At 67.0% G+C, this 11,641-nt stretch carries 9 protein-coding genes; 1 reads left to right on the forward strand and 8 read right to left on the reverse strand.

Features of this window, described 5'->3' with window-relative positions; genetic code table 11:
* Positions 1 to 854, forward strand: an 854-nt coding sequence (locus FVW27_RS19900; protein ID WP_167128716.1) for a TOBE domain-containing protein, incomplete at its 5' end; no start/stop codon positions are given.
* A 303-nt stretch (positions 855 to 1,157) separates the two neighbouring features.
* Here the strand turns inward: FVW27_RS19900 and FVW27_RS19905 are convergent.
* The 8 genes from FVW27_RS19905 to FVW27_RS19940 all read right to left on the reverse strand — a co-directional run.
* On the reverse strand, positions 1,158 to 1,931 hold the full coding sequence (locus FVW27_RS19905; protein WP_167128719.1) for a sulfate/molybdate ABC transporter ATP-binding protein: 774 nt from the start codon (positions 1,929 to 1,931) through the stop codon (positions 1,158 to 1,160).
* A complete protein-coding gene (gene modB, locus FVW27_RS19910) occupies positions 1,931 to 2,638 on the reverse strand; it encodes a molybdate ABC transporter permease subunit (RefSeq protein ID WP_167128722.1) in 708 nt (235 codons plus the stop codon). Before modB ends, FVW27_RS19905 begins: the two co-directional genes overlap by 1 nt.
* 188 nt (positions 2,639 to 2,826) lie before the next feature.
* Positions 2,827 to 4,035, reverse strand: coding sequence for an FprA family A-type flavoprotein (locus tag FVW27_RS19915; RefSeq protein WP_167128725.1), 1,209 nt, complete (start codon positions 4,033 to 4,035; stop codon positions 2,827 to 2,829).
* Between the two features lie 313 nt (positions 4,036 to 4,348).
* The gene (gene rd / locus FVW27_RS19920) at positions 4,349 to 4,507 is read right to left on the reverse strand and encodes a rubredoxin (RefSeq protein ID WP_007526280.1); all 159 of its coding nucleotides are present in this window, start codon (positions 4,505 to 4,507) and stop codon (positions 4,349 to 4,351) included.
* 119 nt (positions 4,508 to 4,626) lie between these two features.
* Positions 4,627 to 5,001: a desulfoferrodoxin gene (locus FVW27_RS19925; RefSeq protein WP_015946111.1), complete on the reverse strand. Its 375-nt coding sequence runs from the start codon at positions 4,999 to 5,001 to the stop codon at positions 4,627 to 4,629.
* Positions 5,002 to 5,350: 349 nt separating this feature from the next.
* Positions 5,351 to 7,372, reverse strand: coding sequence for a methyl-accepting chemotaxis protein (locus FVW27_RS19930; RefSeq protein WP_167128728.1), 2,022 nt, complete (start codon positions 7,370 to 7,372; stop codon positions 5,351 to 5,353).
* A 382-nt stretch (positions 7,373 to 7,754) separates the two neighbouring features.
* Positions 7,755 to 11,000 carry a response regulator gene (locus FVW27_RS19935; protein ID WP_167128732.1) on the reverse strand — a complete coding sequence of 1,082 codons (3,246 nt, stop codon included), beginning with the start codon at positions 10,998 to 11,000 and terminating at the stop codon, positions 7,755 to 7,757.
* Between the two features lie 295 nt (positions 11,001 to 11,295).
* Positions 11,296 to 11,641: AIR synthase-related protein (locus FVW27_RS19940; protein WP_243838597.1), on the reverse strand; the 346-nt coding region annotated here is incomplete at its 5' end.

The following is an 11,641-nucleotide window of genomic DNA, read 5'->3' on the forward strand; positions in this document are numbered from 1 at the left end:
TGCGGCTTGGCGAGGTGCTGGCCCTGGACGACGCCGCCGACCTCGACCCGGTGCGCCAGCAGGTCATCGTGCGCGGCCACGGCGGGCGGGAAATCCAGCTGCCCGGCCCGGTCATGCGCGAGGTGCAGCGGGTGCTGGACGACCCCATGATGTTCGGCCTGCGCGGGCGCGTCTTTCGCATGGACCAGGGCTACGTGCGCCGCAAGTTCTACGAGCGCGCCGCGGAATGCTCCATCCCCAAGGAATACCTGAACCCGCGCGTCATCCGGCATTCGCGGGCCGTGGAATTGTTGCGCGGCGGCGTGCCGCTGAAAATCGTGCAGGGCATCCTGGGCCACCAGAGCATGAACCAGACGGCCAGCTACCTGCGCTTTTCAGACGATGACGTGCGGCGTATCGTGCATCATTACCTGAACAAGGAGACCCGGATGAGGACCAGCGCACGCAACGCGTTCACCGGCAGGGTCACGTCCGTCGTCAGGGACGGGCTGCTGGTGGAGGTGGAACTGACCACCAACAGCGGGCTGAAGGTGGTTTCGGTAATTACCGAGGAAAGCGCCCAGAACCTGGGCGTGAGCACCGGCAGGGTGATGACCGCCACGGTGAAGGCCCCGTGGGTGATCCTGGCCCGCGAGGAAAACCGGCTGAAGACCAGCGCCCGCAACCGCTACGCGGGCAAGGTGGCGCGGGTGAACCTTTCCGAGATAGCCGCCGAGGTGGTGGTGGACCTGCCGGAGGGCACCACCGTGTGCGCCCTGCTGACCGTGGAAAGCGTGAAGACCCTGGACCTTGCGCCGGGCACGGACATTCTGGTGATGTTCAAGGCGTTCTCGGTAATCCTGAACGTGGAATAGCGCGGCGGAAAACGCCCGGATTTGTGAGCATGACATGCGGGCATGACATGTGAGCATGACGTCCGCCTGCGGAAAGAGTCGCCGACCCTCAGGGGGCGGCGGCTCTTTCGCGATGGAGGAGCGGACGGGCGGACAGATGGACGAAGGGTGTCCGATGGCCCGTGGCTGCCGGACGTGCAAGGCAGCACGCCGGATGGATACCCGCCGGATCATGTTGACGCGCATGGCCCTGCGGGAAAGGAAACACGGGTGGAAAAAAGCGGGCGTCGGCTAATGCTTCCAAATCATTTACTGCATCTTCACCTAATTCATCAGGGCCATGAGCAGCCCCAGCGCAGGTCTTCCCTGTGCGCGAAGCTCGCGGAAGTTCAGGCGGTGGCGGATGCGTCCGTCCTCGTACAGCACCAGGGTGTCGGCAAAGGCGTCCACGTCGTCCGGGTCGTGGGTGATGATGATGGCCGGTATGTCGAAGTGCGCGAACAGCCGGGTGAATTCCTTGCGCATACGTACCCGCAGCAGCGGGTCCAGGGCAGAGAACGGCTCGTCCAGCAGAAGCGCGCGCGGGTTGGTGGCAAGGGCGCGGGCCAGCGCGGTGCGCTGGCGCTGCCCGCCGGAAATGTTGCCCGGCAGGTTGTGGGCCACGTGGTCTATCTCGAACAGTTCCAGCAGTTCTTCCACGCGTTGCTTGCCGCTTGCGCCGTCGGCCATGGAGACGCTTCCATTCCCGGCAACGCTGGCCCGGTGCCCGGCGCCCAGGCCGAATTCCACGTTCTTGCGCACCGACAGGTGCGGGAACAGCGCATAGTCCTGAAATACATAGCCGATGCCACGGTCTCGCGCTGGAATGTCGATGCCCGCCGCCGTGTCCAGCAGGGTGGCCCCGTTGATGACGATGCGCCCCTCGCGGGGGTGCATCAGCCCGGCAATGGCTTGCAGGGTCAGGGTCTTGCCCGAGCCGGAATGGCCGAACAGCACCAGGGTGCGGTCTTCGGTGGCGAAGGACACGTCGATCTTGAAGCCCTTGCCGCCCGCGCCACGGGCCGGGGGCAGGCGGTGGGTGATGGAAACATCTATCATCACGCCCCCCTGCCGAAGGAAAGACCGCCGGTGGCCAGTTTGTCCGCAAGGATCAGCACGCCCATGCACAACAGCGAAGTGGCGATGACCAGCGCCAGCGCCTGTGCGTCGTCTCCGGCCTGAAAGGCGGAATAGATGGCCAGCGACAGGGTTTGGGTGCGGCCCGGCAGGTTGCCTGCGATCATCAGCGTGGCGCCGAATTCGCCCATGCCCCGCGCGAAGGCCAGCATGACCCCGGCCAGTATGCCGCGCCACGCAAGGGGCAGCGACACCCGCAGGAACACCTTCCATTCCGATGCGCCCAGGGTGCGGGCCGCGTTTTCCAGATTGTGGTCCACGGCTTCCAGCGCGGCGCGGGCCGATTTGTAGATGAGCGGAAAGACCACCACCGTGGCCGCCACCACCGCGCCCTCCCACGAGAACATCAGGTTGATGCCGAATTCGGCCAGCCACGGCCCCAGCAGGCCGCGCCGCCCCACCAGCAGGATGAGGTAGTAGCCGATGACCGTGGGCGGCAGCACCAGCGGCAGGGCGCACAGGGCGTCCACCCAGGTGCGGCCCGGAAAGGGGCGGCGGGCGATGCACCACGCCGTCAGGATGCCGAGCACCGAGGACACCACCGTGGCAATGCCCGCCACCTTCAGCGTAAGCAGGATGACGGAGATCTTCAGCGTGTCCGCCGTCAGCAGGGGGGAAAGGAAATCCATGGCCCGACTGTGGCGAAAAGGCGGGGGGGCCGCAACAGAGGCACGAAAACGTTCGTCTTGGTGACCGTGGCACGGGGTACTGACACGAGCCGCCCCGGCGGGTTGCTTTTGTCAGCTGTCGCTGCGCCAGCAAAAAAGGGGAAGGGCCATGCGGCCCTTCCCCGTGTGTTCCAGTATGGAGGCAGCCCCTACCCGCCGCACTTGGCGGTGAGCGCGGCAGCCACGGCCTTGCCCAGTTCGAAGCACTTTCCGTAGGTGTCGTGGGTGGGCACGTGCTTCACCTTCACCGGTTCGGCGGGCAGTTCCATGCCCATGGATTCCAGCCATTCGGTGATGGCCTTCACCGATTCGCCGGACCAGCCGAACGAGCCGAACGCCGCGCCGATGCGGTTTTGCGGGCGCAGGCCCTTCATGTAGGTGAGCATCTTGGCCACTTCGGGCAGGATGCCGTTGTTATGGGTGGGCGAACCCACGATCACCGCGCCGCAGTCGGCCAGTTCGGTCATCACCGCGCTGTGGTGGTTGGCCTTCAGCCACATGATGCGGGTGGGCACGCCGCCCGCCTCCAGCCCGTCGGCAATGGCGTGAGCCATCTTTTCGGTGGAGTGCCACATGGTGTCGAACACGATGACGGCGCGCTTCTGCGGCTTCTGCTCGGCATAGCGGCGATAGGTGTCGAAGGCGAACCGCACTTCGTCGTACCCGCGAAAGATCAGCCCGTGGTCGGGGGCCAGCATGTCGATGTCCAGCTTCAGCTCGGCGATGGCGTCCAGCGTCTTCAGCACGATGGGCGAGAAGGGCAGCACGATGTTGTGATAGTACTCCTTCATGGCGTGCAGCAGCGCGGATCGGTCTATCTCGTCGGCGTAGCGTTCGGTGCTGGCGATGTTCTGGCCGAAGGCGTCGTTGCAGATCAGCAGCTTGTCTTCGGGAATGTACGACACCATGCTGTCGGGCCAGTGCAGCATGCGCGTTTCCACAAAGGTCACGGTGCGCTTGCCGAGGCTGATGGAGTCGCCGGTCTTGACCACCTGCACGGGCCAGCCGGTGATGTCGAAGTGGGCTTCCATGGCCTTCAGGCCCATGGGCGAGCAGAAGATCTTTTCGGGCTTGCAGCGGGCAACCATTTCGGCCAGGGCACCGGCGTGGTCGGGCTCCAGGTGGTTGCAGACGATGTAGTCGATCTTCTCGGGCGCCACCACCTGGGACAGGCGGCAGAGCAGGGTGGGCAGGAATTCGTGCTTCACCGTGTCGAACAGGGTGACCTTTTCGTCCATGACCACGTAGGCGTTGTACGTGGTGCCCTGCGGCGACAGGGAATAGCCGTGGAAGTCGCGGCTGTTGTGGTCGACAACGCCGACCCAGTGGATGTCCTTCTTTATTTCAAGGGCGTGCATGTTCTACCTCGCGATGCGGGTGCGGTGGGTGTGCGCGGGGGGCGCGGCATGCCGGCGAGCATGCGCAAGAGGGCTGACCAAAGGAGTAAGTAAATTCCGGGGGTGGGGCAAGGGGGGCGATGCCTGATGCGTGGTGCGGGCTGGCGCGCGGGCATCCGGGTGCCGGGCTGGCACCTGCTCGTGTAGCCGTCTGTACTGGCTGCGGACGGCGCCGGCGTGTCGCCTCTGCGAAACCCGAAGGCGCGGACGCAAAGGGGAGGCGCGCCACCCTGCGGCGGCGCGGCCTCCCCTGTCGGTCGGAAGCTCGAACTCCCTAGGCGGGTTCGAATTCGGACTTGGGCGCGCCGCAGATGGGGCACACCCAGTCGGCGGGCACGTCTTCGAAGGCGGTGCCGGGCTTCACGCCGTTGTCGGGGTCGCCTTCGGCGGGATCGTACTCGTAACCGCAAACGGTGCAGACGTACTTCTTCATGATTCGTTCCTCGTTGTCGGGTGGTTGCGTTGCGAGCGCGCGCCGCTGCCTGACATCAGGCTGCTGACCGCCGGGAACGGCGGGGGACTGTGCCTGCCGGGCGCATCGCGGGGACTGGCTTACGCCTTCCAGTGGCCGTGCAGGTTGCAGTATTCGCGGGCGGAAACTTCGGTGGCCTGGATGCAGAATTCGGCCTCGGGGGCGTCGCCGGGCTTCAGGAACCTGGTGTAGCTGCGACCGTCGGCAATGAGTTCGATCCACTCGATCCAGTGGGTTTCCTCCATGGGGTGGGCCACGGAGCCGACCTTCACCTTGTAGCCGGTGGCGGTCTTTTCGATGACCGGCACGTGCTTTTCCTTGGCGCCGTCGCTGGTGCCTTCCTTCATGAACTTCATGGGTTCGCCGCAGCAGACCAGGTCGCCGCCGCCGGCGTGCATGACTTCAACGATGTTGCCACAGTGAACGCATTTGTAGACTTCGAGCATGTTCGGCACGGGATGCCTCCTTGAAGGATCTTGGGGGCCTGTATCGGCCCGGTGATGTTCGTGCGGTGCCAGGTGCCCGCATTCGTGCTGGCGGTCCGGGGTGACCGTGGATGTCTCGTCGCTCCCGCGCGTTCCTGCTCCGTGGTGTCCCGTGCCGCCCCGCAGGGGGCCGGGGCCGCCGGTGCGGGGTGCGCCCGCTTGGGGCGTGCCGCAGGAGGGCACGGAGGGAACATGCGGTATTGCCACCTATACATCAGGTCGGTGGACTGTTCAATCATTCTCCGCGAACTGGCGGAAAGACTGCGCGAAATTCCGCCTGCACCCTGGGCCTGCGGGGGCGCTGGGCGCGGTCCGGCCCCTACTGACGGAAGCGTTCCACCAGTTCGCCCAGCCGCCGGGCCATGCCGGACACCTCGTTGATGGAGGCCTCCGCCGTGTGGATGCGCTCGGCGATGTCGCGCGACAGGTCGTTGATGCGCGTGACGTTGCGGTTGATCTCGTCGCTGGTGGCCGATTGCTGTTCCGATGCGGTGGCGATGTTGCGCACCATGTCGGCGATGTTCACGGCCCGCCGCACGATGCGCCCCAAAGTCTCGCCGGTGCCTTCGGCCTTGTCCGCCGTGGCTTCCACCTGGCCGCGCGTGCGGGTCATCTCGTCCACGGCCTGGGCCGTGCCGGTCTGGATGTCCTTGATGGCGTGCTCCACTTCCTTGGTGGCGGTCATGGTCTTTTCGGCCAGTTTGCGCACCTCGTCGGCCACCACGGCAAATCCGCGCCCGGCATCCCCGGCGCGGGCCGCCTCTATGGCGGCGTTCAGCGCCAGCAGGTTGGTCTGGTCGGCGATTTCGTTGATCACGTCGATGACCCGGCCGATATTGTCGGCCCGCGCCGCCAGATCGTTGAGCGAGGTCGCCAGCCCGGCGGCCCGTTCGGCCACCTGGCGCGTTTCGGCCACGGTGGCCTGCATTTCGCTGCCGCCCTGCTGCGCCTCGTGGTTGGCAAGGTCGGCGGCCTCTGCCGTGGCCGAGGCGTTGCGGGTGACTTCCACCACCGTGGCGTTCATTTCGTCCATGGCCGTGGCCACCTGGGCCGTCTCGTCGGTGGATTCCACGACGTTGCGGGCCAGTTCGCCCATGCGCACGGAAAGTTCACCGGCGGCATCGGACAGGGCGCGGGCCACCCCGGTCACTTCCTCGGCCACTTCCAGCAGGTTGCGGCGCTGGGTCTCTATGCGGACCTTGTCCTCTTCCTCCTGGGTCAGGTCGATCATCACGGCGATGACCCCCACGGCCTGTCCGGCGGTGTCGCGCAGGGGCGACGCCTCGTAGTGCAGCGGAAAGCCCACCCCGTCCCGCCGCACGTAGCGCAGCATGCCGCTGGTGCTGGTGCCGGTGGACAGTACCTGGGCCACCGGGTCGCATTGCAGGGTGCAGTCCTGCCCGCCCTTTTCCAGCACCTCGCGCAGTGAAAGTCCCATCAGGTCCTTGCACGCGGATCCAAGGATGGCGCACATGGGCTGGTTGGCGAATTCGATGCGCCCCGCCTTGTCCATGACCGCCAGCGGCACGATGATGCCGCCAAGTACGGATTTGTTGTATTCCAGCTGGTTGCGAATGGTGGAGACCATGGCCGCCAGATTGGCGGACAGCACGCCCAACTCGTCGCGGGAATCGTCGGTGAAGGACACGGCGTAGTTGCCGCGTTCGATCTCGCTGCTCACCTGGGCAATGGTGCGCACCCGGCCCACCACGGCCCGGCGCATGAACAGCGAGAGCACGGCGGTAAGGGCCAGCATGCCCGCCAGCGAAAGGGCGCCCCCCTGCCATTGGCGGCTGCGCAGCAGGGCCGCGTCGGCGGAGATGTCCTGCAGCATGACCATGGCCCCCAGGATGGGCTGGCTGGCACCGTGGCAGTGATGGCATTCCGGCGCATTGGGGATGGTCTTGATCTCGGTGTAGTACGGCACGCCGCCCAGTTCCAGCAGTTGCCCCTCGTCCACCGGCTTTTGCAACGCCGTGTCGAAGCGCGCGGCAAAGCGCGGGTCGCGCACCACGTCCTTCATGGGCTTGCGGATGGCCTCGTGCCGGGTGGAATAGGTGATGGCGCCCCTAAAGTCGGCAAGGTGCACGCTGACGGTGGGGTAGCGCGCGGCGATGGCGTTGAATTTTTCCTCGGTGCCTTCGTCGTTGCCCTTGGACATGGGGTCGTTGATGGCCTCGAGCAGGATCTGGGCGGTACGGGCGGAGGAATCGTGGATGAGGTGGAGGGTGGTTTCCCGTTGCCAGTAGGAGTTGGTGAGGAACAACGCCGCGAAGACCATGACCGCGGTGCCCACGACGAGCATTTGCACCTTGGCGCCCAGCGAACGGGTGAACAGCATGCGACCCCCCCGGTTTGTCCTGTGGCGTGAACACGCAGGGTACCCGCCCCGGTGCCCGGGGCGGCGTGCCAATGGGTGGTCGGCGCGCGTGATGGCGGCAGACGCAGAAGCAGCGTGCCGCGCATGGGGGCAGGGCTCTGCCCGACTTCAGGCCATCCCCCCGCCGCGTGCCGACAAGATTCGGTATAACGCCGTTCTTGTTTGCTTTCGCTGTACCCAAGGGACGGGGTTGCGTCAAGCTGGGTCGGGGAAAAATGCAGGTTGTGCGTGCAGTTGGATTATGCTTGGCAGGGCACGTTGCAGGGCGCGCAACGCCGGTGCGGGAGACGGGCGCGCACGGCGCAAGAGGGGCAGGCAGAAGCCCGCCCGTTCTGCAAAGGGGCTATGCCTGGCTGCGTGGCGGGCGGTTCGACTGGTCTTGCAGTAGGGCCCGCAATTGGGCGTCCAGTTGATCTATTTCGATGGGTTTGGCCAGGTAATCGTTCATGCCCGCCGCCAGGAACCGTTCGCGGTCGCCCAGCATGGCGTGGGCGGTCAGTGCCAGCACAGGCACCCACGGCGGGGTGGTGCCGGGGTTCACGGCCTCGCGCATGCGGATGTGCCGGGTAACCTCCATGCCGTCCATGTCGGGCATCTGGATATCCATGAGTACCGCGTCGTAACGGTCGCGGGCCAGCATTTCCAGGGCCTGCCGCCCGGAGGCGGCGCGGTCTGCCGCGTAGCCCAGCCGGGTCAGCAGTCGCTGCGCGGTTATCAGGTTCACCTCGTCGTCATCCACCACCAGAATGCGCGGTGGCATTCCGGCGGCATCCGGCGCCTGATCCTTGGCCGTGCCCGCCACCGGGGGTGTTGCCGCCTGGGAGGAAGCCAGGGGAGTGTCGGAACCACGGCCCGCTTCCGGGGCAGGCATCGCCACGCGCGGTGGGGCGTCCGGTGCAGTGCCCGCCGATGTGCCCAATGCTGCGCCTGTCGGCGCGGCCCGACGCACCGCGCGGTGCCCCTCGGGGCGCTCCTCTTCAACGCGCAGGGGCAGGGTGATGTGGAATTCGGTTCCCTCGCCGGGGCCGGTGGCCACGCAGATGGTACCGCCCAAGAGCAGGGTGAGCCGACGCACGATGGCCAGTCCCAGGCCCGTACCGCCGGGCCGCGCCGTGGCCGCGTTGCCCGTGGCGTAGCTTTCGAACAGGGTGCGCAGCCGCTCCGGCGCAAAGCCGATGCCCGTATCGATGACCGCCACGTGGACGCAGGTGCGCTCCGGCTGTCCGCAGCGCGACAGCGGATATATTTCCACCCGGACTTCACCCGTGTCGGTGCACTTGACCGCGTTGGACACCAGATTCACCAGCACCTGGCGGATGCGCCCGGCATCGCCCGTGAACAGCGGGGGCAGGTCCGGGGCGGCCAGTATCTCGAAACCCAGCCCCTTGGCCCGGGCCTGGGGTACCAGCATGGCATGCACGGGTTCGGTCACCTGGGCCATGGAGAACGGTTCCTCCACCAGCGGCAGCGCGCCTGCCTCCATGCGCGAGATGTCCAGGATGTCGTCGAGGATGCGCAGCAGGTTGCGGCTGGCGCTCAGGGCGGTGTCCACGCAGTCTTCCTGGTCGCCGGAAAGATGGTTGCCGCGCAGCAGTTGCAGCATGCCCATGATGCCGTTGACGGGTGTGCGTACCTCGTGGCTCATCATCGCGATGAATTCCGACTTGGAGCGGTTGGCCTTTTCCGCCGTATCCCTGGTCTGGCGCAGTTCGTCCTCGGCGCGGGTGCGTTGGGTGACGTCGGCGAACATGACCGCGATCTGGCGGTTGCCGGTGCGGAACACCCACAGGTCCACAAAGGCCCACCCGGCGGGCAGCCATCCGGCGCTGGCATGGGCCGTGACGCTGAACGCCCCGCCCTTGCCGGCGATGGAGCCGAAGATGGTGGGCAGGTTGGTGGCGGCGATGCCGGGCAGGGCTTCGGTCAGCCGTCGCCCCAGCATGCCCCGCCCGGTGATGAGCAGGGCCGTGTCGGCCGTGGGGTTCACCGCTTCTATGCGCAGGTGCTCGGCCTGGTCCAGGGTGAGCAGCAAGAGGCCAAGCGGCGCGCCTTCGACGATGGAGCGGAAGCGGGCCTCCACCTCGCGTAGCTGCTGTTCCGACTGCCTGCGTTCGGTGATGTCGTGGAACATGCCCACGACCACCTCGCGGTCGCCCACGCGCATCACCCTGGCTTTCACCAGCATGTCGCGTTCGATGCCCGCCTTGGTGCGCATGGGCATTTCCGCAGGCATTTCCTGGGGCTGTTCGCGCAGGGTGTTGAAGCGCCCCCCGAAGCCGTTGCGGTGCGTCCGGTCCGGGTGCAGCTGGCGCTGGTGCATCCCCACCAGTTCATCGCGGGAGTAGCCGAATATCTGCTGGGCCGCCCGGTTGGCGTCCAGGATGAGGCCGGTATCCGCGTCGGCCAGCAGGATGGCGTCCATGGCGTTGTCGAACAAGGCGCGGTAACGGGCCTCGTTGTCGCGCAGTTCGGCGGTGAAGGCCTCGCGCTCGTGCTGGCGGCTGGTGAGGATGGCGGCCATGGTGTCCACGCTGAAGGCCAGCTGGCCGATTTCGCCCATGTCGTGGCGGATGCCGGTGCGAGCCCCCAACTGCCCCTCACCGATACGGGTGGCAGTGGCGGCGATGTGCGACAGGGGCCGGGCCAGCAGTCTGCCACCGATGCCCCAAGCCACGGCCAGGGTTACCGCCATGGCGCCGCCGAGCAGCAGCAGGGCACGGTTGCGGGCTGCGCGCATCGGAGCCAGCACGGCCTCTTCGGGAATGCCTACCATCACATTCAGATAGGGTGCGGATTCCGGGTACAGGCGGATGCGGGTGAATCCATACAGCCGCACCGTGCCGTCGGAGCTTTCGCGGGTGAACAGCCCCTCGTCGGGCATGGCGTGCAGGCTATCAAGAACCTCTGCCCGGATGGGCTTGCCCACGGGGTTGGCGTCATTGCGCGGGTGGTAGGCCAGGCGGATGCCGCGGTGGTCGGTCACGCTGAGCACCGAGCCGGGGGGCAGGTTCAGTTTGTCGAAGAGGCCGCCGTAGGGGTCCAGGCGCATGGGCGCGGCCAGCACGCCGTGCACCCGGCCCTCGCCGTCCACGAGGGGCAGCGCGAAGTGAAAGGTGGCCTCGTGCAGGGTGCGCGCCACCACGTATTCGCCGCTGGCAAAGCGCTTGTCGCGCATCGCCGTGCGAAAGTAGAGGCGGTCCGCGAGATTGTACGGGACCCGGCCGGGCGCGGGCGGGAGCGGACGGCCAGAGGCGACGAGGTCGCCGTTGGCGTCGAGGGCCAGCAGGTTCAGCAGGGCGGTGTTCCCGGCCAGCGCCTCCCGGAACACCGACTCGCAGGCGGCCGGGTCCAGTCGGCGCACGTCGGGCAGGGCGGCCAGGATGGTCAGGGTCTGGCGGGCTCCGTCGGCCACGCGGTCTTGCAGGGCGGCTATGCTGCTGGCCGCCCGGGTGACCGAGGCCACCGCCTCGGCCTTCAGTTGCGAGGCGAGACGGTGGGAATCATACAGGATGACCCCGAACGAGGGCAGTGCCGCCAGAAGGGCGACCCAGACCAGAGTGACGCGGATGGAGTACATGTGCGGCCGCATGGCGACTCCTGGCACGGACGGCTTTACGACCGGGCTGCGGCCGTGGGAAGCTGCCATTATCTTGGCACGCTTTTTTGCCGTGCGCCACAGCAAATCATACCCTGAACGCAAGGTGACACAGCGGGGCAAAGAAGCGGACCGGACCAGACAGGCGAGGCCAACCTGGCAAACGGGCCGGGCGAGGCAAACGGGGCGGGCCTTGCGGCCCGCCCCGTGGTGGAAGCGTGTGTTTTCAGTCTGTTGTTTCTCAGAGGCGGTCCCCAACGATCAAAAGGACACGTCGGGCAACCCCCGGCTACCAGTCGAAGGTGGCCTTGAACGAACGGGCCAGCCCTTCCACGCCTTCCGCCAGCAGGGGGGCTCCCTGCGCGGTGACGGCAAGGATCGCGTCCGCCGTCACCTCGCCGATGCAGGCGCAGGCGGCCCCGGCAAAGCGTGCCTCGAAGGCGGCGGCGTTGCCCGGCTTCACGGTGACCAGCAGGCGGCTGGCCGATTCGGAGTACAGCAGTTCCGTGGCGGTCATGTCGCATACGGCGGGCACGGCTGCGATGTCGCACCGGGCGCCCAGCCGTCCGCCCACGGCCATTTCGGCCAGGGCCACGGCCAGGCCGCCGTCGGACAGGTCGTGGCAGGCGGTGACG

The organism is Nitratidesulfovibrio liaohensis (assembly GCF_011682075.1).
GTDB lineage: Bacteria > Desulfobacterota > Desulfovibrionia > Desulfovibrionales > Desulfovibrionaceae > Cupidesulfovibrio > Cupidesulfovibrio liaohensis.

Coding starts and splice junctions, on each gene's coding strand:
- FVW27_RS19930 (WP_167128728.1), bottom strand. CDS start 7,372: ATGCTGTTCACCCGTTCGCTGGGCGCCAAGGTGCAAATGCTCGTCGTG.
- FVW27_RS19935 (WP_167128732.1), bottom strand. CDS start 11,000: ATGCGGCCGCACATGTACTCCATCCGCGTCACTCTGGTCTGGGTCGCC.
- FVW27_RS19905 (WP_167128719.1), bottom strand. CDS start 1,931: ATGATAGATGTTTCCATCACCCACCGCCTGCCCCCGGCCCGTGGCGCG.
- rd (WP_007526280.1), bottom strand. CDS start 4,507: ATGAAGAAGTACGTCTGCACCGTTTGCGGTTACGAGTACGATCCCGCC.
- FVW27_RS19915 (WP_167128725.1), bottom strand. CDS start 4,035: ATGCACGCCCTTGAAATAAAGAAGGACATCCACTGGGTCGGCGTTGTC.
- modB (WP_167128722.1), bottom strand. CDS start 2,638: ATGGATTTCCTTTCCCCCCTGCTGACGGCGGACACGCTGAAGATCTCC.